The organism is Streptomyces sp. NPDC005485 (assembly GCF_040606085.1).
Lineage (GTDB): Bacteria > Actinomycetota > Actinomycetes > Streptomycetales > Streptomycetaceae > Streptomyces.
This window is the reverse complement of record NZ_JBEXDZ010000001.1, coordinates 157,483-181,218: the sequence shown is the minus strand read 5'-3', so window position 1 is coordinate 181,218 and position 23,736 is coordinate 157,483. Positions and strand designations below refer to the sequence as shown.

Annotated in this window: 22 protein-coding genes; 9 read left to right on the top strand and 13 right to left on the bottom strand. The window is 71.8% G+C overall.

Annotation, left to right across the window (positions count from 1 at the left end):
- The first annotated feature begins 89 nt into the window (after positions 1–89).
- Positions 90–1,430, top strand: coding sequence for a D-alanyl-D-alanine carboxypeptidase (locus ABZS97_RS00825; protein WP_356131770.1), 1,341 nt, complete (start codon positions 90–92; stop codon positions 1,428–1,430).
- Here ABZS97_RS00825 and ABZS97_RS00820 read toward each other — a convergent pair.
- From ABZS97_RS00820 to ABZS97_RS00805, 4 genes are read right to left on the bottom strand one after another with little or no spacing between them, the layout of a single operon-like run.
- The gene (locus ABZS97_RS00820; RefSeq protein ID WP_356131767.1) at positions 1,378–2,370 is read right to left on the bottom strand and encodes a YihY/virulence factor BrkB family protein; all 993 of its coding nucleotides are present in this window, start codon (positions 2,368–2,370) and stop codon (positions 1,378–1,380) included. The genes ABZS97_RS00825 and ABZS97_RS00820 overlap by 53 nt on opposite strands.
- Entirely contained in the window at positions 2,358–2,792 is a 435-nt protein-coding gene (locus ABZS97_RS00815) for a GtrA family protein (protein WP_356131764.1), read from the bottom strand. Before ABZS97_RS00815 ends, ABZS97_RS00820 begins: the two co-directional genes overlap by 13 nt.
- The gene (locus ABZS97_RS00810; RefSeq protein ID WP_356131761.1) at positions 2,789–3,748 is read right to left on the bottom strand and encodes a decaprenyl-phosphate phosphoribosyltransferase; all 960 of its coding nucleotides are present in this window, start codon (positions 3,746–3,748) and stop codon (positions 2,789–2,791) included. Before ABZS97_RS00810 ends, ABZS97_RS00815 begins: the two co-directional genes overlap by 4 nt.
- Positions 3,741–4,262 carry a phosphatase PAP2 family protein gene (locus ABZS97_RS00805; protein WP_356131978.1) on the bottom strand — a complete coding sequence of 174 codons (522 nt, stop codon included), beginning with the start codon at positions 4,260–4,262 and terminating at the stop codon, positions 3,741–3,743. Before ABZS97_RS00805 ends, ABZS97_RS00810 begins: the two co-directional genes overlap by 8 nt.
- Before the next feature lie 208 nt (positions 4,263–4,470).
- Between ABZS97_RS00805 and ABZS97_RS00800 the strand changes: the two genes are divergently transcribed.
- Together ABZS97_RS00800 and ABZS97_RS00795 are read left to right on the top strand one after the other, a co-directional pair.
- Entirely contained in the window at positions 4,471–5,820 is a 1,350-nt protein-coding gene (locus ABZS97_RS00800; protein WP_356131758.1) for an FAD-binding oxidoreductase, read from the top strand.
- Between the two features lie 46 nt (positions 5,821–5,866).
- Positions 5,867–6,622, top strand: coding sequence for a decaprenylphospho-beta-D-erythro-pentofuranosid-2-ulose 2-reductase (locus tag ABZS97_RS00795; RefSeq protein ID WP_356131755.1), 756 nt, complete (start codon positions 5,867–5,869; stop codon positions 6,620–6,622).
- 51 nt (positions 6,623–6,673) lie between these two features.
- On the opposite strand, the gene ABZS97_RS00790 is transcribed toward ABZS97_RS00795, so the two are convergent.
- Complete coding sequence (locus ABZS97_RS00790; RefSeq protein ID WP_356131752.1) at positions 6,674–7,255, bottom strand: 2'-5' RNA ligase family protein; 582 nt, start codon at positions 7,253–7,255, stop codon at positions 6,674–6,676.
- 184 nt (positions 7,256–7,439) lie between these two features.
- On the bottom strand, positions 7,440–8,453 hold the full coding sequence (gene trpS, locus ABZS97_RS00785; RefSeq protein ID WP_356131749.1) for a tryptophan--tRNA ligase: 1,014 nt from the start codon (positions 8,451–8,453) through the stop codon (positions 7,440–7,442).
- Positions 8,454–8,548: 95 nt separating this feature from the next.
- On the opposite strand from trpS, the gene ABZS97_RS00780 reads away from it, so the two are divergent.
- Entirely contained in the window at positions 8,549–9,241 is a 693-nt protein-coding gene (locus ABZS97_RS00780) for a hypothetical protein (RefSeq protein ID WP_356131746.1), read from the top strand.
- Positions 9,242–9,268: 27 nt separating this feature from the next.
- Here the strand turns inward: ABZS97_RS00780 and ABZS97_RS00775 are convergent, their stop codons facing one another.
- Positions 9,269–10,714: a glycine hydroxymethyltransferase gene (locus ABZS97_RS00775; protein WP_356131743.1), complete on the bottom strand. Its 1,446-nt coding sequence runs from the start codon at positions 10,712–10,714 to the stop codon at positions 9,269–9,271.
- Between the two features lie 254 nt (positions 10,715–10,968).
- Between ABZS97_RS00775 and rocD the strand changes: the two genes are divergently transcribed.
- Together rocD and ABZS97_RS00765 are read left to right on the top strand one after the other, a co-directional pair.
- Positions 10,969–12,174 carry an ornithine--oxo-acid transaminase gene (gene rocD / locus ABZS97_RS00770; RefSeq protein ID WP_356131740.1) on the top strand — a complete coding sequence of 402 codons (1,206 nt, stop codon included), beginning with the start codon at positions 10,969–10,971 and terminating at the stop codon, positions 12,172–12,174.
- A 50-nt stretch (positions 12,175–12,224) separates the two neighbouring features.
- On the top strand, positions 12,225–13,061 hold the full coding sequence (locus tag ABZS97_RS00765) for a DMT family transporter (RefSeq protein WP_356131975.1): 837 nt from the start codon (positions 12,225–12,227) through the stop codon (positions 13,059–13,061).
- Positions 13,062–13,179: 118 nt separating this feature from the next.
- On the opposite strand, the gene ABZS97_RS00760 is transcribed toward ABZS97_RS00765, so the two are convergent.
- Entirely contained in the window at positions 13,180–14,580 is a 1,401-nt protein-coding gene (locus ABZS97_RS00760; RefSeq protein ID WP_356131737.1) for a PLP-dependent aminotransferase family protein, read from the bottom strand.
- Between the two features lie 47 nt (positions 14,581–14,627).
- On the opposite strand from ABZS97_RS00760, the gene ABZS97_RS00755 reads away from it, so the two are divergent.
- Genes ABZS97_RS00755 through ABZS97_RS00745 form a run of 3 tightly spaced genes read left to right on the top strand, consistent with a single transcriptional unit; the run spans position 14,628 to position 16,278 of the window.
- The gene (locus ABZS97_RS00755; protein ID WP_356131735.1) at positions 14,628–15,125 is read left to right on the top strand and encodes a carboxymuconolactone decarboxylase family protein; all 498 of its coding nucleotides are present in this window, start codon (positions 14,628–14,630) and stop codon (positions 15,123–15,125) included.
- Positions 15,126–15,163: 38 nt separating this feature from the next.
- Entirely contained in the window at positions 15,164–15,565 is a 402-nt protein-coding gene (locus tag ABZS97_RS00750; protein ID WP_356131972.1) for a carboxymuconolactone decarboxylase family protein, read from the top strand.
- Positions 15,562–16,278: an isocitrate lyase/phosphoenolpyruvate mutase family protein gene (locus tag ABZS97_RS00745; protein ID WP_356131732.1), complete on the top strand. Its 717-nt coding sequence runs from the start codon at positions 15,562–15,564 to the stop codon at positions 16,276–16,278. The genes ABZS97_RS00750 and ABZS97_RS00745 overlap by 4 nt, the downstream gene beginning before the upstream one ends.
- Before the next feature lie 18 nt (positions 16,279–16,296).
- On the opposite strand, the gene ABZS97_RS00740 is transcribed toward ABZS97_RS00745, so the two are convergent.
- The 5 genes from ABZS97_RS00740 to ABZS97_RS00720 all read right to left on the bottom strand — a co-directional run bounded on the left by ABZS97_RS00740 (position 16,297) and on the right by ABZS97_RS00720 (position 23,562).
- On the bottom strand, positions 16,297–17,253 hold the full coding sequence (locus ABZS97_RS00740; protein ID WP_356131729.1) for an ABC transporter substrate-binding protein: 957 nt from the start codon (positions 17,251–17,253) through the stop codon (positions 16,297–16,299).
- 1 nt (position 17,254) lies between these two features.
- On the bottom strand, positions 17,255–19,198 hold the full coding sequence (locus tag ABZS97_RS00735) for an ABC transporter permease subunit (RefSeq protein WP_356131726.1): 1,944 nt from the start codon (positions 19,196–19,198) through the stop codon (positions 17,255–17,257).
- A complete protein-coding gene (locus ABZS97_RS00730; protein ID WP_356131723.1) occupies positions 19,198–20,298 on the bottom strand; it encodes a glycine betaine/L-proline ABC transporter ATP-binding protein in 1,101 nt (366 codons plus the stop codon). Before ABZS97_RS00730 ends, ABZS97_RS00735 begins: the two co-directional genes overlap by 1 nt.
- Positions 20,298–21,827 carry a GMC oxidoreductase gene (locus ABZS97_RS00725; RefSeq protein WP_356131721.1) on the bottom strand — a complete coding sequence of 510 codons (1,530 nt, stop codon included), beginning with the start codon at positions 21,825–21,827 and terminating at the stop codon, positions 20,298–20,300. Before ABZS97_RS00725 ends, ABZS97_RS00730 begins: the two co-directional genes overlap by 1 nt.
- A gap of 223 nt (positions 21,828–22,050) precedes the next feature.
- Positions 22,051–23,562 carry an aldehyde dehydrogenase family protein gene (locus ABZS97_RS00720; protein WP_356131718.1) on the bottom strand — a complete coding sequence of 504 codons (1,512 nt, stop codon included), beginning with the start codon at positions 23,560–23,562 and terminating at the stop codon, positions 22,051–22,053.
- Positions 23,563–23,736 lie beyond the last annotated feature (174 nt).

The window sequence follows — 23,736 nt, the reverse complement described above, 5'->3', positions numbered from 1 at the left end:
GTTCAGTATCACCGCCGTTCGCCGGGCGCCGCGGCCGGGGTGGGGAGGGCCGCGCGACTTCACGCGCTGTGGCATGTACGTTTCCGACCGTGCCCGCACCTCAGAAGACCGCCAAGCGCACCTTGCTGGTCGCCTCCGCCACACTGTTGACCCTCTCGCTGACGGCGCCCGCGTTCGCCGACGGGAGCACGTCGCCGAGTCCCACGACCAGCCCGTCGACGACCAGCCCGTCGACGACCTCCTCGGCCGACCCGTCCTCCTCGGCCGACCCGTCGGGGACTCCTTCGGTGACACCCCCGCCGAACATGTCGACCGTCGGCGGAGCGCAGCTCGGCCGTCCCGGCACGCAGGCGAACCTCGGCAGCGGTGCCCCCGTGCTCCCGAAGGACCTGACCGCCCGCTCGTGGATCGTCTCCGACGCCGAGTCGGGTGACGTTCTCGCCGCGCACAACGCGCACTGGCGGCTGCCCCCGGCGAGCACCCTGAAGATGCTCTTCGCCGACACACTGCTGCCCCGCTTCCCGAAGACGATGACGCACAAGGTCGCGTTGTCGGACCTCGCGGGCGTCGGCGCGGGCTCCAGCATGGTGGGGATAAAGGAGAACGAGACGTACTCGGTCCACGACCTGTGGCTCGGCGTCTTCCTTCGTTCCGGCAACGACGCGGTGCACGTCCTGTCCGCGATGAACAAGGGTGTCGACCAGACGGTCAAGGACATGCAGGAGCACGCCGAGGACCTCCAGGCCCTCGACACGCATGTCGTCAGCCCGGACGGCTACGACGAGAAGGGCCAGGTCTCCTCGGCGTACGACCTGAGCCTGTTCGCCCGCTCCGGCCTGCAGAAGAAGGACTTCCGGGAGTACTGCTCCACGGTCACGGCGAAGTTCCCGGGCGAGACGAAGAAGAACAAGAAGGGCAAGAAGACCCGGGAGTCCTTCGCGATCCAGAACACCAACCGCCTGCTCGCCGGCGACAGCGACATCACCCCTTACCAGGGCATCGCAGGGGTGAAGAACGGCAACACCACCAACGCGGGGGCGACCTTCACCGGCGTCGCGGAGCGTGGCGGCAAGGTGCTGCTCGTCACGGTGATGAACCCGGAGAAGGACGAGCACAACGAGGTCTACAAGGAAGCGGCGAAGCTGCTCGACTGGGGTTTCCAGGCGGCCGACAAGGTCCAGCCGGTGGGTGAGCTGGTCGCGCCGAAGGGTGTCGAGCCGAGCGCGCAGGCGGGGGCGAACGCGTCTCCGGACGGCGCCGCCTCCGGCAAGCCGGTGACCGCGGCCTCGCACGCGAAGCTGCGGACGGGTGGCATCGGCGTCGCGCTGGGCATCGCGGGCGGCGTGCTGGTGCTGCTCGCCGCGGGGATCTTCCTGGTCAACCGCCGCTGGCCGCTGCCCGATCTGGTGCGTCGCCGTTCGGGCCGCTGACCTGGGCCTCCACCTCAGCCTCCTCGTCGCCCTCAGCCCCCTCGGCCTGATCCTCAGCCCCCTCGGTCTGCTCCTCGTCCCCCTCGGCCTCCCCCTCGCTCTGCGTCGCCGTCCACGCGGCGCAGAAGAGTACGAGCTTCGAGGTGAAGTTGATCCACAGCAGTAGCGCGACGGGCACGCCGAAGGCGCCGTACATGCTCTTCGAGGCGACGCCCTGGATATAGCCGCTGAGCAGCAGCTTCAGCAGCTCGAAGCCGACCGCGCCGATCAGCGCGGCGGTGATCAGCCGGCGCCGCGGGGGCTCGACGCCGGGCAGCAGTGTGAGGACGTACAGCAGGAGGAGGAAGTCGGCGAGGACGGCGACGAGGAACGCGGCGGTCCGCAGCACGAGGCTGCCCCAGCCGCCCCGTTCGATGCCGAGCTGGTCGGCGATCCAGCCGACCATGGCGGAGGCGACGGTCGACGCGGCGATGGTGACGAGGACGGCGCCGCCCAGGCCGACGAGCACGCCGCCGTCCTTGAGCTTGCGCACAAAGGGGTTGCCCTCCTCGTCGTCGCGCTCCCACACCGCGCGCAGGCACTCCCGCATCGAGCCGACCCAGCCGATGCCGGTGAACAGCAGCAGGGCGCCCGCGATGACGCCGACGGTGCCCGCGTTCTGGGCCAGCGAGTGGATGTCCATCTGGTCGGAGATGCCGGGGACCTGGTCGGCGATCTTGTCCTGGAGGTCCGTCTGCTGACGGTCGCTGAGCGTGGCGGCGGCGATCGCCGCGGCGACGGTGAGCAGCGGGAAGAGCGCGATGAAGCTGATGAAGGTCATCGCCGCGGCGAGCCGCGTCCACTTGACCCGGTCCAGACGCTCGTAGGAGCGCCACGCGTGCGTGGTCATCAGCCACGTGACCACCGGCCCGATACCGGGGAGCTTTTTCAGCCAGTCCATGATCCGATTCTTCCCTCCCGCCGGAACACCCATGTCCGGGTACCCCAGAACCGCAGGACAGTGGCGAGCGCCATGCCGATCCCGGCGCCCGAGACGGTGTCCGCGCGCGGCGAGGTGAAGCCGAGCCCGTAGTGGCTGACGGCGATGCACAGCAGCTGGACGAGGGCTCCGGCGACGTTCACGGCGAAGAAGGCGCCGTACTGGCGCAGTCCGCGTGGGGCGTTGCGGTACGTGCCGAGTGCGTTGCCCGCGTAGGCGACCGAGCAACCGGCCATGAAGGAGAGCGACTTGGCGGTCAGCGGGTCGAGCCCGACGGGCCCGCGCAGCCAGACGAAGAGGCCGAGATCGGCGGCGTAGGCGAGGAGTCCGGCGGTGGCGAAGCCGAACAGCTCGTGAACCAGGGGCCGTTGGGCGATGCTCACCAGTTGGCCACCGCGAGCCCGTACATGGCCAGCCAGGCCAGGCCGATGAGGGCGAGCGCACGATCGCGCAGGACGACGTCCTCGGGCTCGCCCGCCGTGCCCCGGTCGGCGAAGACGGCGTAGCGCAGGATGGCCAGAATGTAGGCCACCATCGACAACTGCCGCCACGGCAGCACGCTGGTGCTGGGCACGCCGCCCTCCTCCAGGGCCCACAGGCAGTAGCCGAGGACGGAGACCCCGGCGGCCAGTTGCCACACGAAGCGCAGGTAGCCGGTGGTGTACTCGGTGAGCAACGCCCGTGTGGCGCCTGCCTTTCCGGCCATCTGGACGGCTTCGGAGTACCGCTTCGCCGAGACCATGAACAGCGCGCCGAAGCCGGTGGTGATGAGGAACCAGCGCGAGAGCGGGATGCCGAGCGCGAGCCCGCCGATCATCGCGCGCATCACGAACCCTGTCGTGACGACGACGAGGTCGACGACGAGGACGTGCTTGAGGCTGACGCAGTACGCGAGTTGCATGCCGAGGTAGGCGGTGAGCAGCGCCGAGGTGAAGGGCGAGCAGAGCCAGGCGGCGGCGGTGGGGGCGAGGACGGCGAGGATGCCGCCGACGGTGTAGGCGACGGGGACGGGGACCTGTCCGGCGGCGACCGGACGGTGCCGTTTGACGGGGTGGGCGCGGTCGGCGGCCGCGTCCCGGGCGTCGTTGATCAGGTAGACGGCGCTCGCGCAGGCCGTGAACAGGACGAAGACGAGGGCGAGTTGGGTGAGGGAGTGGCGTGAGAAGAGCTGGCCGGCGGCGGCCGGGGCGGCGACGACGAGGACGTTCTTGACCCACTGGCGGGGGCGGGCGGTGCGCAGCAGCCCCCGCGCGAGTCCGCCGGGCCGTGCGGGCGCCGGGGAGGTGCTACGGCGTCCGGTGGTGGCGCGGTCGGTGACCAGTACCGTGCGCTCAGCCATGGTCGGCTCCCATCCAGCGGGCAGCCGGGCCCGCGTCGGCTCCCATCCAGCGGGCGCCGAGGCGGGCCGTCAGGGCGCCCAGGGCCGCGCCCGCGGCGACGTCCGAGGGGTAGTGCACGCCGACGACCAGCCTGGACAGGCACATGGCGGCGGCGACCGGGGCGACCGCGGGGGCGCCCAGTGCTCCGTAGGCGACCGCGGCGGCGGCGGCCGAGGTGGCGTGCGAGCTGGGGAAGGAGTGACGTCCGGCGGTGCGGACCAGCGGCCGCACATGTGCGGGGCGCGGGCGGCGCACGAGCCGCTTCACCCCCATGCTGGCCAGATGGGCGCCGGCGGTGAGTGCCGTGCCGCGCAGCCAGGCGCGGCGCCGTTCCCGGTCGACCGCCGCGCCCGCGAGCCCGGCGGCGAGCCACAGCGCGCCGTGCTCCCCGGCCCGGGACAGGCCGCGCGCGAGGGCGGCCACCCGCGGATCGGCGCCGTACGCGTGCAGCGTCGACAGCAGCCGGCGGTCCATGCCGGCGAAGTCGTCGCCAAGATCATCGTCAAGAACGTCGGCAAGGTCGCCGTCAAGGTCGTCCATGTGATCTCACTCTTCTAGGGAGTGAGCGCAGAACTACGGCAATCTAGGACGACATCCCATTAATCACCCATTTCGGTGAGGGGCCGTGCGGATCGGGGTGATTAGGTAGTTATGCACCCTTTCCGGGGCTACGGTCACGGCCATGCCTGCCGACACCGTCTCCGTCACGGGTTGGGGCCGCACCGCCCCGACCGCCGCCCGCCTGGTCCGCCCGCGCACCTACGAGGAGATGGTGGCCGCCGTCCGGGAGTGCGGGGCGCGCGGTGGCATCGCGCGCGGGCTCGGGCGGGCGTACGGGGACGCCGCCCAGAACGCGGGAGGGGCCGTGTTCGACATGACGGGACTCGACCGCATCCACGCCATCGACGCGGACGGCGGCACGGTGCTGTGCGACGCGGGCGTCTCCCTGCACCGGCTGATGGAAGTCCTGCTGCCGCTCGGCTGGTTCGTGCCCGTCACGCCCGGGACCCGGTATGTGACGGTCGGCGGCGCGATCGGCGCGGACATCCACGGCAAGAACCACCATGTGTCCGGGTCGTTCGCCCGCCATGTGCTCTCCTTCGAGCTGCTGACCGCGGACGGCGGGATCCGTACGGTCGGCCGTGGCACCCCTCTCTTCGACGCCACCGCGGGCGGCATGGGCCTGACCGGGGTGATCCTCACGGCGACCGTCCAACTGCAGCCCGTCGAGACCTCGTTGATGATGGTCGACACCGAACGCGCCGTCGACCTCGACGACCTGATGGCCCGCCTCACCGCCACCGACCACCTCCACCGCTACTCGGTGGCCTGGATCGACCTGCTCGCACGCGGCCGTTCGCTGGGCCGCGCGGTGCTCACCCGCGGCGACCACGCCCCGTTGGACGCCCTGCCGGACCGCGCCCGCCGCCACCCGCTGGCGTTCCGCCCCGCCCAGCTCCCGGCCGCCCCCGCCTTCGTCCCCGAAGGCCTCCTCGGCCGCACCACGGTCGGCCTCTTCAACGAGCTCTGGTACCGCAAGGCGCCCGTCGCGCGCACCGGCCAGCTCCAGAAGATCTCCACCTTCTTCCACCCCCTCGACGGGGTCCCGCACTGGAACCGGATCTACGGGCGCTGCGGCTTCGTGCAGTACCAGTTCGCCGTCGGGTACGGGCAGGAGGACGCCCTGCGCCGGATCGTGCACCGCATCTCCGCGCACCGCTGCCCGTCCTTCCTCGCCGTCCTCAAGCGGTTCGGGGAGGGCGATCCGGGCTGGCTGTCCTTCCCGATGCCGGGCTGGACCCTCGCCCTGGACATCCCCGCCAACCTGCCCGGCCTCGGCGCGTTCCTCGACGAGCTGGACGTGGAGGTCGCGGCGGCGGACGGCCGCGTGTACCTCGCCAAGGACGCGCGGCTGCGGCCGGAACTGCTGGCGGGGATGTATCCGCGGCTGGCCGAATTCCAGGCCCTGCGAGCCGAGTTGGACCCGCGGGGCGTCTTCGCCTCGGACCTGTCCCGTCGACTGAACTTCTGAACTTCTGAACTTGAATTATGAACTTGAACTTCTAGGAGAAGCTGCCATGAAGGACGCCTTCGGCACCCCCCAGTCCCTGCTGATCCTCGGCGGCACCTCCGAGATCGCCCTCGCCACCGCCCGCCGGCTGATCGCCCGCCGCACCCGCACGGTGTGGCTGGCCGGCCGGCCCTCCCCCGAACTGGAGAAGGCCGCAGCCCATCTGCGCGCGCTCGGCGCGGACACCCGGACCGTCGACTTCGACGCGCTCGACCCCCACTCCCACGAGACCGCGCTCGGCAAGGTCTTCGCCGAGGGCGACCTCGACATGGTGCTGCTCGCCTTCGGGGTCCTCGGCGACCAGGCGCGCGACGAGAAGGAGCCGGTGTCCGCGGTGCGGGTCGCCCAGACCAACTACACGGGCGCCGTGTCGGCGGGGCTGGTGTGCGCGCGGGCGCTCCAGACGCAGGGCCACGGCTCGCTGGTGGTGCTCTCCTCGGTCGCCGGGGAGCGCGCCCGCCGCGCCAACTTCATCTACGGCTCCAGCAAGGCGGGCCTGGACGCCTTCGCCCAGGGCCTGGGCGACGCGCTGCACGGCACCGGCGTGCACGTCATGGTCGTACGCCCCGGATTCGTGCGTACGAGGATGACGGCGGGCCTGACGGAAGCCCCGCTGGCCACCACTCCGGAAGCGGTCGCGACGGCGATCGAGCTGGGGCTTCGGCGGCGGTCCGAGACGGTGTGGGTGCCGGGCGCGCTGCGGCTGGTGATGTCGGCGCTGCGGCATGTGCCGCGGCCGCTGTTCCGACGGCTGCCGCTGTAGTCGAAGACCTCTGAGCAGGCTCGGCGAACCGCGCGGCCGGTCACGACGGGCTCAGCGGGCAGGCGTGCTGTCCCGCTCCGCGGGGGCGGCGGCCTGCGGCGGGACGACGGCGCCGCCGAAGGCGAACTCGCGGAGCTTGCGCCACACGCCGTCGGCCCCCTGTTCGTAGAGCGCGAAGCCCGTGCACGGCCACTGCGCCTCGTAGCCGGAGAGCTCCTCGAACGCGCGGTCCATCGCCGCGTCCTCGATGCCGTGCGCCACGGTGACGTGCGGGTGGTAGGGGAAGTGCAGCTCGCGCGCCACGGGCCCGGAGGCGTCGCGGACCTGCTTCTGCAGCCAGGTGCAGGCCGCGGCGCCCTCGACGACCTGGACGTAGACCACCGGGGAGAGCGGGCGGAAGGTGCCCGTCCCGGACAGCCGCATCGGGAAGGGGCGCCCGGCGGCCGCGACCTCGACGAGGTGCGCCTCGATCGCGGGCAGCGCCGAGTTCTCGACCTCCGTCGGCGGCAGCAGGGTGACGTGCGTGGGGATACCGGAAGCCGCGGGGTCGCCGAAGCCCGCGCGCCGCTCCTGGAGCAGGCTGCCATGAGGCTCCGGGACCGCGATCGAGACACCGATCGTTACGGTCCCCACGTCGTCTCCTTCGTCGTGTTGAGGTGTCGTGGTGTTGTCGTGCTGTCGGGTCGAGCCGGCCCGGCAGGCAGGCGCGACTGCCGGCTCGACTGTCGACTGTACGGCCGTGCGGCCCCGTAGCGGGCGTCGTACCGGTGTCGTGCTCGTCTCTTACCGGCGGTCGCGCCGGCGGTCGGACCCGGTGTCAGTGCTTGGCGGGCAGAAAGCCCACCTTGTCGTACGCCTGGGAGAGCGTCTCCGCGGCGACGGCGCGCGCCTTCTCGGCACCCTTGGCCAGGATCGAGTCGAGCGTCTCCGGGTCGTCCAGATACTGCTGGGTGCGCTCCCGGAACGGCGTCACGAAGTCGACCATGACCTCGGCGAGGTCCGTCTTGAGCGCACCGTAGCCCTTGCCGGCGTAGTTCTGCTCCAGTTCCGCGATACCGGTTCCGGTGAGCGTCGAGTAGATGGTCAGCAGGTTGCTGATACCCGGCTTCTCGGCCACGTCATACCTGATGACCGTGTCGGTGTCGGTGACCGCGCTCCTGACCTTCTTCGCCGTCGCCTTCGGCTCGTCGAGGAGGTTGATCAGGCCCTTCGGCGTGGACGCCGACTTGCTCATCTTGATCGACGGGTCCTGGAGATCGAAGATCTTCGCCGTCTCCTTGAGGATGTACGGCTTCGGGATCACGAAGGTCTCGCCGAAGCGGCCGTTGAACCGCTCGGCGAGGTCGCGGGTCAGCTCGACGTGCTGGCGCTGGTCCTCGCCGACCGGGACCTCGTGCGCCTGGTACAGCAGGATGTCCGCGACCTGGAGGACGGGGTACGTGAACAGGCCGACGGAGGCCCGGTCCGCGCCGTGTCTGACCGACTTGTCCTTGAACTGGGTCATGCGGGACGCCTCACCGAAACCGGTCAGGCAGTTCATGACCCAGGCGAGCTGGGCGTGCTCGGGCACATGGCTCTGCACGAAGAGCGTGCAGCGATCCGCGTCGAGACCGGCGGCGAGGAGCTGCGCGGCGGCGAGCCGGGTGTTGGCGCGCAGCTCGGCCGGGTCCTGCGGAACGGTGATCGCGTGCAGGTCGACGACCATGTAAAACGCGTCGTGGGACTCCTGCAGGGCGACCCACTGGCGGACGGCGCCGAGGTAGTTGCCGAGGTGGAACGAGCCTGCTGTGGGCTGGATTCCGGAGAGCACGCGAGGACGATCAGAGGCCATGTCCACCATTCTCTCAGGTGTACGGGCACGATCAGGGACAGGGCGGAAACAGACGGGAACCTATCCGTCGGCGACGGTGTAACAAGGGGGAAGACATGGGAGGGAGACCGATGCGCGGGTTCGGTGGGCTGGTGGCGGTGACGGCGGCTGCGGCCGTGGTGCTGACGGGGCCGGGGGCGTCCCGGGCGCAGGCCACGGACCGGGACGTACCCGATCTCGCGCTCGTCGTGACGAACGGCACAGCGCGGACGGTCGCCCTGCGGTCCGGCCAGCGGGACTTCGCCCGGCTGTGGCAGTTGCTGGCGCCCACGGACACGGACAGCGAGGCGGTCCCGGAGGCCTGGCAGGAGGGCCGCCTCCCGCAGGTGCGGGTCACCGTGCTATGGGGCATGACGGGCATCGGGGGCTGGCCGTACACGCAGCGGGCGCCCGGCGGGGACATCGCCATGGAACGCGTGGACCAGGTGTTCCAGGCGGCCGACGGCGTGGTGTGGGTGCGCACCGACCCGGCGCCCGACGTGGAGGACGACGACATCCGCTGGCACCGGGCCTCGCGGACGGTCTTCGACGAGCTGAACCGCGACGGGCTGCTCGGACCCGCGCGTACGGCCACCACCACGTCCGCCGCGGCGGACAAGGGGACGTCGGACAGCGTGCGGTGGGCGGTCACGGGGCTCGCCGGGGGCCTGGCCCTCGGCGTGGGCGGCAGTCTGCTGATACGCCGCGCGGCGGCCCGGCACGAGCCCGGACCGCCGCGGGAGCCACGACAGGAACTGATCGATCTGTGAACCCCGCGGGGATCGGCCGCGCGGGGATCAGCCGAGGTCGATCTCCGGGTACAGCGGGAAACCGGTCAGCAGGTCGGTCGCGCGGTGGGCGATCTCGTCCGCGATCTTCGGGTCCAGCACGTGCTGGGCCTTGGACGGGGCGCCCTTGCTGGTGGTGCCCGGCTCGGCGGTGGTCAGGACGCGGTCGATGAGGCCCGCGATCTCGTCCATCTCGGCCGCGCCCAGGCCGCGCGTGGTGAGCGCCGGGGTGCCGATGCGGATGCCGGAGGTGTACCAGGCGCCGTTCGGGTCGGCGGGGATGGCGTTGCGGTTGGTGACGATGCCCGAGTCGAGCAGGGCGGTCTCCGCCTGGCGGCCGGTGAGGCCGTAGGAGGAGGCGACGTCGATCAGGTTGAGGTGGTTGTCGGTGCCGCCGGTGACCAGGGTGGCGCCGCGCCTCATCAGGCCCTCGGCGAGCGCGCGGGCGTTGTCGACGACGGCCTGGGCGTAGTCGCGGAACTCGGGGCGGCGGGCCTCGGCGAGGGCGACGGCCTTGGCGGCCATGACGTGCGGGAGCGGGCCGCCCAGCACCATCGGGCAGCCGCGGTCGACCTGGTCCTTGAGGGAGTCGTCGCACAGGACCATGCCGCCGCGCGGGCCGCGCAGCGACTTGTGCGTGGTGGTGGTGACGATCTGGGCGTGCGGGACCGGGTCGAAGTCGCCGGTGAGGACCTTGCCCGCGACGAGACCGGCGAAGTGCGCCATGTCGACCATGAGCGTCGCGCCGACCTCGTCGGCGATCTCCCGCATGATGCGGAAGTTCACCAGGCGCGGGTAGGCGGAGTAGCCGGCGACGATGATCAGCGGCTTGAACTCGCGGGCGGACGCGCGCAGGGCCTCGTAGTCGATGAGGCCGGTGGCCGGGTCGGTGCCGTAGGAGCGCTGGTCGAACATCTTGCCGGAGATGTTCGGGCGGAAGCCGTGCGTGAGGTGGCCGCCCGCGTCCAGGGACATGCCCAGCATGCGCTGGTTGCCGAAGGCCCGGCGCAGCTCGGCCCAGTCGGCGTCGGAGAGGTCGTTCACGTTGCGGACGCCGGCCTCGGCGAGCGCCGGGGCCTCCACGCGGTCGGCGAGGACGGCCCAGAAGGCGACCAGGTTGGCGTCGATGCCGGAGTGCGGCTGGGCGTAGGCGTGCCGGGCGCCGAAGAGTTCGCGGGCGTGCTCGGCGGCGAGGGCCTCGACGGTGTCGACGTTGCGGCAGCCGGCGTAGAAGCGGCGGCCGACGGTGCCCTCGGCGTACTTGTCGCTGAACCAGTTGCCCATGGCCAGGAGGGTGGCCGGGGAGGCGTAGTTCTCGGAGGCGATCAGCTTGAGCATCTCGCGCTGGTCGTGCACCTCCTGGCCGATGGCGTCGGCCACGCGCGGTTCGACGGCACGGATCACGTCGAGGGCGGCGCGGAAGGCGGTGGATTCGGTGGAGAGGGGTTCTGACATCGGCGGGACCTCCGGACGGCGTGGGTTCAGCGTTCACGGTTCGGCCCAGGCGCACGGCACACAGTCGCTGGACCGCCGTACTTCCGTACGACGTCCAGGGCCGCTCCCCGATGGTCGGTCCCATCCCAGCGCGCCAGTCACGGCCCGCCGGTCAGCCTACCGGGCGCGCCGGATCGCCGGGTTCCTGCGTCCACCATGCGAGCGACGATAGGAAGGGGGCCACAAGCACCCGTGCGGTTGGAGAGGGAGACCCCGTGAGCACTACCGAAACCCTGATCGCCGCCGCCGACGCGCACAGCGCGCACAACTACCACCCGCTGCCGGTCGTCGTGGCGACCGCGGACGGGGCCTGGATGACGGACGTCGAGGGCCGCCGCTACCTCGACCTGCTGGCCGGATACTCGGCGCTGAACTTCGGCCACGGCAACCGGCGGCTGATCGACGCGGCCAGAGCCCAGCTGGAGCGGGTGACGCTGACCTCGCGGGCATTCCACCACGACCGGTTCGCCGACTTCTGCGGGCAGCTCGCCGAGCTGTGCGGGATGGAGCTGGTGCTGCCGATGAACACCGGCGCGGAGGCGGTGGAGACCGCGGTGAAGGCGGCCCGCAAGTGGGGCTACCGGGTCAAGGGTGTGCCCTCCGGAATGGCGAAGATCGTCGTCGCGGCCGGCAACTTCCACGGCCGTACGACGACGCTCATCAGCTTCTCCACCGACCGCGAGGCACGGGCGGACTACGAGCCGTACACACCGGGCTTCGAGATCGTGCCGTACGGCGATCTCACCGCGATGCGTGCCGCGCTCACGGAGAACGCGGTGGCGGTGCTCCTGGAGCCGATCCAGGGCGAGGCGGGGGTGCTGGTGCCGCCGGCCGGCTATCTGGCGGGCGTGCGGGAGCTGACGCGCGAGCGCGGTGTCCTGTTCGTCGCGGACGAGATCCAGTCGGGCCTCGGCCGCACCGGGAGGACGTTCGCGTGCGAGCACGAGGGTGTGGTGCCCGACATGTACGTGCTGGGCAAGGCGCTCGGCGGCGGGATCGTGCCCGTCTCGGCGGTGGTGTCCTCGCGTGAGGTGCTCGGTGTGTTCCGGCCGGGCGAGCACGGGTCGACGTTCGGCGGGAACCCCCTCGCGTGCGCGGTGGCGCTGGAGGTGATCGCGATGCTGCGCTCGGGCGACTTCCAGCGCCGGGCGGCGGAGCTGGGCGACCATCTCCACCGCGAACTCGGCCTGTTGACCGGTTCCGGCCATGTGACCGAGGTCCGCGGGCGCGGCCTGTGGGCGGGCGTCGACATCGATCCGGCGTACGGCACGGGCCGGGAGATCTCCGAGAAGCTGATGGACCGCGGTGTGCTGGTCAAGGACACGCATGGCTCGACGATCCGGATCGCCCCGCCGCTGGTGATCACCAAGGAGGATCTGGACTGGGGGCTGGGCCAGTTGCGGGGTGTGCTGGGCGCCTGAGCGACGGCCCCGCCACCCCCTTCCCCTAAAGTCACTTCGTGCTCTTCGGAATGGTGTGCGCCCTTGGCGCAGCGGTCTGCTTCGGTACGGCGACGGTGTTGCAGGCGATCGCCGCACGGGCGGTTGCCGACGACTCGGCGCCCGGCGGCGAGGCCGCGCTGCTGCTGCGGGCGCTGCGGCAGTGGCGGTATCTGGCGGGGCTCGCGCTCGACGGGGTCGGATTCCTGCTCCAGATCGCCGCGTTGCGCTCCATTCCCATCTACGCCGTCGGCGCGGCGCTCGCCGCGAGCCTCGCCGTGACCGCCGTCGTCGCCGCCCGGCTGCTGGACGTACGACTGAGCCGGGTCGAGTGGGGCGCGGTGGGCGTCGTGTGCGCGGGCCTTGCGATGCTCGGGCTGGCGTCCGGGACGGAGGGGGAGCGGGCCGGGTCGCTGACGCTCAAGTACGTGATGCTCGGTACGGCGGTGGGGGTGCTGCTGCTCGGGGGTGTCGCCGGGCGGCTGCCCGATCGTGGGCGGGCGTTGACGCTCGGGCTCGGGGCGGGGTTCGGGTTCGGGGTCGTCGAGGTGACGGTGCGGCTCATCGACGACCTCGGGGTCGGCGCGCTCCTCTCCAACCCTGCGACGTATGCGTTGCTGTTGGGTGGTGGCGCGGCGTTTGTGCTGCTCACCTCCGCGTTGCAGCGGGGGTCGGTGACCACCGCCACCGCCGGGCTGGTGATCGGGGAGACGATCGGGCCCGCGGTGGTGGGGGTGGTGTGGCTCGGGGACCGGACCCGGGAGGGTCTGGGCTGGCTGGCCGTCCTCGGCTTCGCCGTCGCGGTGGCCGGTGCGTTGGCGCTGGCGCGGTTCGGGGAGGCGCCGGCGGTGGAGCGGGCCGAGGCTTGATTCGCCCCCTCCGCCCCTGCCCATCCCGTTGACCTGGGGGCTGCGCTCCCTCCCCCCTGCATCGCGCTTCGCGCTCGTCCTCAAACGCCGGACGGGCTGAATCCAGCCCCTCCGGCTTCTACGGCGACGGCAGCGCCCTGCACAGGGCGGACAGTGCCCCCGCCCACGCATGGTCCGGCGGGGTGCCGTAGCCCACGACCAGGGCGTCCTGTCGGGGCGCGGTCGACAGGGCGTGGCGGTAGCGGGTGAGGCCGTGCAGGGCCAGGCCCTGCCAGGCGGCGGCGCGGAGCACCGACTGCTCGGTGCCGGGCGGGAGTTGGAGGACGGCGTGCAGGCCGGCCGCGATGCCGGTGGCGTGGACGCCGGGCGCCTGCGCGGCAAGGGCGGCGACCAGACCGTCGCGCCGACGCCGGTAACGAAGGCGCGCGGCGCGGACGTGCCGGTCGTAGGACCCCGACGTGAGGAACTCCGCCAGCGTCAGCTGGTCCAGGACTCCGCTGGACCAGCCACCGCCGCGCTTGAGCGCGACGACCTCCGCGGCCAGGGCCGGCGGCAGCACCATCCAGCCCAGCCGCAGTCCGGGAGCCAGCGACTTGCTGGCGGTGCCGAGGTAGACGACGCGGTCGGGGTCCAGTCCCTGGAGCGCGCCCACCGGCTGACGGTCGTAGCGGAACTCGCCGTCGTAGTCGTCCTCCAGGATCAGGCCGCCGGTGCGACGCGCCCAGTCGACGGCGGCGGCCCGCCGGTCGCGGTGCAGCGGCACGCCCATGGGGAACTGGTGCGCGGGGGTCAGCAGCATGCCGCGTACGCCCGCCGACTCGCCGATGTCCGTGCCGAGTTCGTCGAACGGCAGCGGCACGGTGCGCAGCCCCGCCCGCTCCAGCAGGTTCCAGTGCGCGTCGAGGCCGTACGACTCCACGGCGAGCGAGCGCAGCCCGCGCCCGCGCAGCACCGGGCCGAGCAGTGTCAGCCCGTCCGCGAACCCGGAGCAGACCACGATGTGCTCCGGGTCGGCGCGGACGCCCCGGGCGCGGGCCAGGTAGACCGCGAGCGCGGTGCGCAGTTCGACACGGCCGCGCGGGTCGCCGTAGCCGAGGGCGTCGTGCGGGGCCGCCGCCAGTGCGCGCCGGGCCGCCTTGAGCCATTCCGTGCGCGGGAAGGAGGCGAGGTCGGGGGCGCCGGGGACGAGGTCGTACGTGGGGCGGCCCGGCTCGCGCGGGTGGGGTGGGGTGTCCGGCGTGCGCTGCGGGACGGGGCGCTCCGCGACGCGGGTGCCGGAGCCCTGGCGGGCGGTGAGCCAGCCCTCGGCGACGAGATCGGCGTACGCGTCGGCGACCGTGTTGCGTGCGATGCCCAGGTCGGCGGCGAGGGTGCGTGAGGAGGGGAGGCGGGTGCCGGGAGCGAGCCGGCCGCCGCGGACCGCGTCCCGCAGGGCGTCGGTCAGGCCCCGGCGCAGACCGCCGGAGCCGTTCGGTTCCAGGTGCAGGTCGACGCCCAAAGTGGCCCAGGTTTTCGCCATGGAAATGGACCATACCCTTGGGCTGCTCCGCTCCTAGGGTCGAGGACATGACCACTGAGGAATCCGTCCCGTACGCCGCCGAGCAGGCCCCCCGTCTGAACTGGTCCCAGCACGCCCCCGAGGTCTACAAGGCGATGCTGCGGCTGGACACCGCCGCCCGCCAGGGCCTGGAGCCCAAGCTGTACGAGCTGGTGAAGATCCGGGCGTCGCAGATCAACCACTGCGCGTTCTGCCTGGACATGCACACCAAGGACGCGCTCGCGGCGGGTGAGAGCGTCGAGCGGATCATTCAGCTCAGCGCGTGGGAGGAGTCGCGGCACTTCTACACCGAGAAGGAACTGGCCGCGATCGAGCTGACCGAGGCGATCACCGTGCTGACCGACGGTTTCGTGCCGGACGAGGTGTACGAGCGGGCCGCCAAGCAGTTCGAGGAGGCGGAGCTGTCCCAGCTGATCGCCGCGATCACGGTGATCAATGCGTGGAACCGGTTCGGGGTGAGCACCCGGATGACGCCGGGCCACTACCAGGCAGGCACGCACAAGTGAGCCGTACGCAGGTGCTCGACCAGCGGGTGGGGCGGGCCATGTCCGCGCTGAGCGCGGCCGCGAAGAAGGGGCTCGGCGATCCGGAGCTCGCCGAACTCGTCATGATCCGCGCCTCGCAGATCAACCACTGCGCGTTCTGCCTCGACATGCATCTCGGCCTCGCGCGCGAGCACGGCGTCGATCGGCGGCGTCTCGATCTCCTCGACGCCTGGGAGGAGGCCGAGGACCTCTACAGCGAGCGCGAACGGGCCGCTCTCGCGCTCACCGAAGCCGTCACCGTCCTGACCGACGGCTTCGTGCCGGAGGGGGTGTACGAGCGGGCCGCCAAGCACTTCGACGACGATCGGCTCGCCCATCTCATCGGACTGATCACCGTCATCAACGGATGGAACCGGCTGATGGTCAGCCGCCGCATCCCACCGGGAGGACCCACGTGGTGAGCAAGGCAGAGACGTTCCGCGCGCTGCACCGGGGCCGTCTGCCCGACGCCCCGCTGGTCCTTCCCGGGCCGTGGGACGCCGCCTCCGCGCGGGTGTTCGCCGACGCGGGGTTCCCGGCGCTCGCGACGCCCAGCGCGGGGGTCGCGGCCTCGCTCGGGTACGAGGACGGGGCGACGCCCGCCGACGAGATGTTCGCGGCGGTGGCGCGGATCGTCCGGGCCGTCGACGTGCCGGTGTCCGCGGACATCGAGGACGGGTACGGGCTCGCGCCGAAGGAGCTGGTGGAGCGGCTGCTGGAGACGGGTGCGGTGGGCTGCAACCTTGAGGACTCGCACGGGGGTGCCCTCAAGGATGCGGCCCGGCACGCCGACTGGCTCGCTGAGGTGCGGGCCGCGGCGGCCGACCAGCTCTTCGTCAACGCGCGCATCGACACGTTCGTGCGCGGGGTCACGGATCCCGGACGGGCCATCGAGCGGGCCGCGTTGTACGTCGCCGCGGGCGCCGACTGCGTGTATCCGATCGGCGCCCCCGTCGACGTACTGCCCCTGCTGCGGTCCGGGATCCAGGGGCCGGTGAACGTGTTCGCCACGCTCGACGGGGGCCCCTCGCCGGCCGAGCTGGGCGGGCGAGGGGCGACGCGGATCACGTTCGGGCCGGGGCTGCAGCGGGCGGCGACGGGGGCGTTGCGGGGGATCGCCGACGGGCTGCGGTGATCACGCGGCGGCCGGGGGCTACCGCAGCCACGCCTTCCATGTGGAGGCGTGGCGGGCCACCCACTTCTTCGCCGCCTCCTGCGCGGTCAGCTTGTCGTTGGCGATCATCAACGACACCTCGTTCTGGTCCTCCGTCGTCCACTTGAACTTCTTCAGGAAGGCGGCCGCCTTGCCGCCGCTCCTGGCGAAGTCCGCGTTGAGGTACTTCTGCAGCGGGGTGTGCGGGTAGGCGCAGGCGACCTTCTTGGCGTCGGCGTCGCAGCCCTCCTTGTAGGCGGGGAGCTTCACCTCCGTCATCGGGACCTTCTCGAAGAGCCACTGGGGTGAGTACCAGTAGGTGAGGAAGGGCTTCTTCTCCTTGGCGAACTGCTTCATCTGGGTGATCTGCGCCGCCTCCGAACCGGCGAACACCACCTGGTAGTTCAGGTCCAGGTTGTCCACCAGCGCCTTGTCGTTGGTGACGTACGACGGGGAGCCGTCGAGGAGTTGGCCCTTGCCGCCGCTCTCCGCGGTGCGCAGCTGGTCTGCGTACTTGTCGAGGTTCTTCCAGTTCGTGACGTCGGGGTGCTGCTTGGCGAAGTACGTCGGGACGTACCAGCCGATGTGGCCGGTGACGCCGAGGTCGCCCGCGTGGGCGATGGTCTTCTTGTCCTCGACGTACCGCTTCTCCTGGTCGGGGTGGCCCCAGTCCTCCATGATCGCGTCGACGCGGCCCTGGCTGAGCGCGTCCCAGGCCGGGACCTCGTCCACCTGGACGGTGTCGACGCGGTAGCCGAGCCGGTGCTCCAACAGGTACTGCGCGACGGCCACGTTGGCCTGTGCGCCGACCCAGGACTGCACGGAGAGGGTCACCGTCTTGGCGCCCTGGGCGTTGGCGTAGGGCGAGGACTGCTTGGTCATGTCGGCGGCGCCGCAGCCGGTCAGCAGCAACAGGGCCGATCCCCCGGCCACCGCGGAAATCGTACGTATGCGCATGTCAGGCTCCCTTCTTCCCTCGTCGGCCCGTGGGCTGGGTCACCCGGTCGAGCATCAGGCCGAGGCAGACGATCGCGGCACCGGCGACGAGTCCGGTGGCCAGGTCGCCCTGGGCGAGCCCGAACACGACGTCGTAGCCGAGCGCGCCGCCGCCGACCAGGCCGCCGATGATGACCACGGCGAGGACCAGGACGACACCCTGGTTGAGGGCGAGGAGCAGGGACGAGCGGGCCAACGGCAGCTGGACCTGGCGCAGTTGCTGCAGACCGGTCGCACCGAGGGAGCGGGCGGACTCCAGCGCGGACGGGTCGACCGCGCGCAGGCCCTGGGTGGTGATGCGGACGACGGCGGGCAGTGCGTAGACGACGGCCGCGGCGACGGCCGGGGCGCGGCCGATGCCGAACAGGGCGACCACCGGGATCAGGTACACGAACTGCGGCATCGTCTGGAAGACGTCCAGGACCGGGCGCAGGGCCCGCTCCACGCGTTCGCTGCGGGCCGCGGCGATGCCGGTCGCGAAGCCGAGGACGAGGGTCACGGCGACCGCTGCCAGCACCTGGGAGAGGGTGTCGAGGGACGGCTCCCAGACGCCGAGGACGCCGATCGCGGCCATCGCGAGGACGGCGGTGAGCGCGGTGCGCCAGGTGCCGATCAGCCAGGCGAGCGTGACGACGACCAGGAGGACCGACCACCAGGGCAGCCAGAGCAGGCCGTCCCGGAGCGGGTCGAGGACCCAGGTGGTGAAGTGGCCCGCCCAGTCGGCGGTGCCGCCGATGTACGGGACGCCGGAGTAGAGGTGGTCGGTCATCCAGTCGACGGCGTGGTTCACGGGCTCGGCGATGCCGACCGACCAGGCCTCGGGCCAGTCGAGGCGGCCGGTGAGACGTCCGGCGAGTGCGACGGCCACGGCGACGACGGCCGCGTAACCCCATTGCAGGGGACTGCCGTTGGGCTCGCCGAGGCGCTCTCCCGCCGCGCCGGTCACCCGGTCGAGCACGACGGCGAGCAGCACGATCGGGATGCCGGCGGCGAGCGCGGCACCCACGTCGACGGAGGCGAGGGCCTGGTAGACACGGTCACCGAGGCCGCCCGCGCCGATCACCGAGGCGATGACGGCCATGGAAAGCGCCATCATGATCGTCTGGTTGAGGCCGAGGAGGAGTTCCTTGCGGGCCAGCGGAAGGCGGGCGGTCAGCAGCCGCTGGCGGACCGTGGCGCCGAGTGAGGCGACGGCCTCCATCACCCCGGCGTCGGCGCCGCGCAGGCCGAGCGCGGTGAGCCGGGCCATGGGCGGGGCGGCGTACACGACGGTGGCGAGCACGGCCGCGGGGACGCCGATGCCGAACACCAGGACGACGGGGAGCAGGTACGCGAACGCCGGGAGCACCTGCATGGTGTCGAGGACCGGGCGCAGGGCGCGGTAGGTGCGGTCGGAGAGCCCGGCGGCGAGGCCGAGCAGGGCGCCCAGTACGACGGACGCGAGTACGGCAACCACCATGAGCGCCAATGTCTGCATGGTGGGCACCCACATACCGAGCAGCCCGCACGCGAGGAACGCGGCGGCCGTGCCCAGCGCCAGCCGGACGCCGGCGACCCGCCACGCGGTGACCGCCGCGACGGCCGTGACACCCGCCCAGCCTGCCGCGAGCAGCACCAGGTAGACGGCGCGGACGGAGAGGACGACGGCGTTGCTGACGTATCCGAAGAAGTACAGGAACAGCGGATGGCTGTCGCGGTTGTCGATGATCCAGGTGCTGGCCCGGCCGAGCGGTTCGCTCAGGTCGACGGTCAGCGCGTGCGGCCAGGTTCCGCTCGCCCAGCGGGCGTTGGCGAGCGGTACCAGGACGGCCGCGGCGACGGCGAGCAGCAGGAGCTTGCCCGCGGCGCGGTGTCTGAGGACACCGGGCAGCGCGATCCGGGGGGCGGGGGTGGTGACCGTTGCCATCAGACCGCCTCCTTGCTCGGCCCCGCTCCGGCCACCACGTCGAGCAGCCGCTCGTGGTCGACCACCCCCAGGCAACGGCCGTCCTCCACGACACAGGCGGCCCGGCCGCTGTGCGCGACGGTCCTGATCGCGTCGATGACGACGGTGTCGGGGGCGAGCCGGCCCGGGTGCTCCGAGCCGCCGCAGTCACCGGCGCGCATGGCGGTGCGCACGGTCATGACCTGCTCGCGGGGCACGTTCTGGACGAAGTCGCGGACGTAGTCGTCGGCCGGGGACCCGACGATCTCCTCGGGCGTGCCGAGCTGGACGATGCTGCCGTCGCGCATCAGCGCGATGCGGTCGCCCAGGCGCAGTGCCTCGTTCAGGTCGTGGGTGATGAAGACCATCGTGCGGCCCTCCTCGCGGTGCAGCCGGATGACCTCCTCCTGCATGTCGCGCCGGATCAGCGGGTCGAGCGCGCTGAACGGTTCGTCGAAGAGGAGGACCTCGGGGTCGACGGCGAGGGCCCGTGCGAGCCCGACGCGCTGCTGCTGGCCACCGGACAGCTGCCCGGGCCTGCGCTGCTCCATGCCCTCCAGGCCGACCTTGGCGACGACGTCCTGGGCGCGCCTGCGGCGTTCGGCCTTGCTGACGCCCTGGATCTCCAGGCCGTAGGCGACGTTGTCGAGGACGGACCTGTGCGGGAGGAGGCCGAAGTGCTGGAAGACCATCGCGGCGCGGTGGCGGCGGAGTTCGCGCAGCCGGGCGGTGTCCATGGCGAGGACGTCCTCGTCGTCGATCGCGAGGGAGCCGGAGGTCGGCTCGATGAGCCGGGTCAGACAGCGGACGAGGGTGGACTTGCCGGAGCCGGACAGGCCCATGACGACGAAGACCTCGCCCTTGCGCACGTCGAAGCTGACGTCGCGCACCGCGGCGGTGCAGCCGGTCCTGGCGCGCAGCTCCGCGGGGGTGAGCGCGGCGAGTTCGGGGTCGCCGGGTATGCGATCGGCCTTGGGGCCGAACACCTTCCACAGGTTGTGGACGGAGAAGACGGGCGAACTCCCGGTCGTGGCGGGGGCGTTCGCGGGCTCGGGCGTGGGCACGGTGGTCGTGGTGGTCATCACGCACCGCCTCCGATCAGGTCGGCACATTTCTCCCCGACCATGAGCACCCCGATCATGGGGTTCACGGCGGGCATGGTCGGAAAGACGGACGCGTCGGCGATCCGGATGCCGTCGAGGCCGCGGATGCGCAACTCGGGGTCCACGACGGCGAGTTGGTCGTCCGCGGCACCCATACGGCAGGTGCCCGCCGGGTGGTACACGGTGTGCGCGACCTTGCGCGCGTACTCGCTCAGCTCCTCGTCGCCCGTGACGTCGGGTCCCGGGCACACCTCGCGCTTCAGCCATCCGGCGAGCGGTTCGGACCTGGCGATCTCGCGGGCGATCCTGATTCCGTCGACGAGGGTCCGGCCGTCGTGGTCGTCCTCGTCGGTGAAGTAGCGGAAGTCGAGGGCGGGCTTGTCGGCCGGGTCCGCGCTGGTCAGGGAGAGCCGGCCGCGGCTGTGCGGCTTGGGGATGTTGGGGGTCATCGAGACGCCGTGCGCGGGGCGTTCGTAGCCGAGGCGCTCGGGGTTGTCGGTGAACGGGATCTGGTAGAAGTGGAACATCAGGTCGGGGCCCGCGTGTTCGGGGTCGCGGCGCACGAAGAGGCCCGCGTCGGAGTCCATCGCTGAGTTCTCGGGAATGGGCCCGTGCGTCTCCCAGACGATCACCGACTCCGGGTGGTCGAGCAGGTTCTCGCCGACGCCCGGGAGGTCGTGCGCGACGGGGATGCCGAGCTCTTCGAGGTCCGCGCGCGGCCCGATCCCGGAGTGCAGGAGCAGGCGCGGCGAGTCCACGGCACCCGCGCACAGCAGGACTTCGCGGCGGGCCCGTACGAGGGTCTCGGCACCGTCCTTGCCGCGTACGTGCACGCCCGTGGCGCGCGTCCCCGCCAGCTCCAGCTTGTACGCCCAGGTCTCCAGGAGGATGCGGAGGTTGGGGCGCTCGTCCATCACCGGGTGCAGGTAGGCGACCGAAGCGCTGGAGCGCTTGTTGTTCTCCGGGTGGTACGCGAGGTCGAAGAAGCCGACGCCCTCGGTGAACGGCTCCCGGTTGAAGCCCTCGACGCGCGGCACGCCGAGCGCCGACTGCGCGGCGTCCACGAAGTCGCGGGCGATGGCGTTGCGGTCCTTCTCGTCGACGGGAACGATGTTGTTGAGGAGCCGCCCGAAGAACGCCTCCATCGGCACCGCACCCCAGCCCTTGGCACCCGCGGCCTCCCACTCGTCCCAGTCGGACGGCAGCGGCTTGAACGCGATGAGCGTGTTGTGGGACGAACACCCTCCGAGGACGCGGGCCCGGCTGTGCCGGATGTGCGAGTTGCCGCGTGGCTGCTCGGTCGTCGGGTAGTCGTAGTCCAGCTCGCCGCCGAGCAGGCCCATCCACCGGCGCAGGGTCAGGACGTCGTCGCGGCCCACGTCGCTGGGACCGCCCTCGATGACGGCGACGGTGACGTCGGGGTCCTCGGTCAGCCGGGACGCGATCACGGAGCCTGCCGTGCCGCCGCCGATGACGACGTAGTCGTACGTGTTCTCGTGCTCGGACATGAAGTGGTGCTCCTCAAGATCGTGCAAGGTACTGCGCGTAATGGGTGGGGAGACGGGGGGACAAGGCCGTACGTGGGGGACGCGGCCCGGCTCTTGGGGACTTGCGGCGCTCAGCCGGCGAACCACCGCACCGGCTTCGGCGCGAGGTTCTGGCTGTGCTGTCCCGGGGGATAACCCCCGGACCCCCAGCCGGATCCGAGCGCAGTCGGGGTCGGCATCGAGCTCAGCCCCTGAACCAGCGCACAGGCCGCGGCGCGAGGTTCTGATAGACGTGCTTGGTCTCGCGGTACTCGGCGAGACCGGACGGGCCGAGTTCCCGGCCGACTCCGCTCTTGCCGAAGCCGCCCCACTCCGCCTGGGGAAGGTAGGGGTGGAAGTCGTTGATCCAGACGGTGCCGTGGCGCAGACGTCCCGCGACGCGTCGGGCGCGGCCCGCGTCGGCGGTCCAGACGGCGCCCGCGAGCCCGTACTCGGTGTCGTTGGCGAGCGCGACGGCCTCGTCCTCGGTGCGGAAGGTCTCGACGGTGAGGACCGGCCCGAAGACCTCCTCCCGTACGACCTTCATGTCCCGGTGGCACCGGTCGAGGACGGTCGGCTCGTAGAAGTACCCGGTGGCGGGCCGCTCGGCGGACGGCTCGGGGCGCTTGCCGCCGGACCGCAGCACCGCGCCCTCCGCGAGCGCGGAGGCGACGTACGCCTCGGTCTTCGCGCGCTGCTGCTCGGAGACGAGCGGGCCGCACTCGACGCCTTCCTCGGTGCCGCGGCCGAGCCTGATCAGGCCTGCCCTGCGGGCGAGTTCGGCGACGAAGCGTTCGCGCACGCTCTCCTCGACGATGAGGCGGGAGCCCGCCGAGCAGACCTGGCCGCTGTGGATGAACGCGGCGTTGAGGGCCTGGTCGACGGCCGTGTCGAAGCCCTCCTCGGTCGAACAGGCGTCGGCGAACACGACGTTGGGGTTCTTGCCGCCCAGCTCCAGCGCGACCTTCTTCACGCTCACGGCGGCGGCCTGGGCGACCTTCGTGCCGCTGGCGAGACCTCCGGTGAACGAGACGAGGTCGACGTCCGGGTGCTCGGCGAGCCGGGCGCCGACCGAATGCCCGGGCCCCGTCACGATGTTGGCGACGCCGACCGGCAGCCCGGCCTCCACCAGCAGGTCGATGAGGGCGACGGTCGTCAGCGGGGTGATCTCGCTCGGCTTGATCACCAGGGTGTCACCGGCCGCCAGGGCGGGCGCGACCTTCCAACTGGCTTGCAGCAGCGGGTAGTTCCAGGGCGTGATCATGGCGCAGACGCCGACGGGCTCGTGCACGACGACGCTGTGGATGTCCTTGGACCCGGCGTCGACGACACGGCCGCCGCCCTCCCCCACGACGAGGTCGGCGAAGTACCGGAAGGCGTCGGCGACGCAGTCGATGTCGACGCGCCCCTCCTCGACCGTCTTGCCCGCGTCACGGCTCTCCAGCAGCCCGAGCTGTTCCCGGTCGCGCACGAGGAGGTCGGCGACACGGCGCAGCAGGGCGGCGCGCTCCGCGACGGCGGTGTGCGGCCACGGGCCTTCGTCGAAGGCGTGGCGGGCGGCGGCGACCGCCGCGTCCACGTCCCGCGCGTCGCCCTCCGCGACCACGGCGAGCGGCTTGGCATCCGCGGGGTCGAGGATGTCGCGAGTGGCGCGGGAGACGGCTTCGCGCCACTCCCCGCCCACATGAATCGTCTGGTGTCCCTGGTGTCCGGCCATGGTCGGTGTTGCCTTCCGTTCCTGTTCAGTGCCCCTGTGTCACACACGTGTCACTCTCGGGGGCCGTGAGCGCCTGCCCCTCGACCAGCGATGCATGCGCGATCCATGGCCGAAAGTGGGCCGCGTCACTGAAAATGCGGGCAAACAGGCACAAAAGTACGCTGAGTAGTGAGG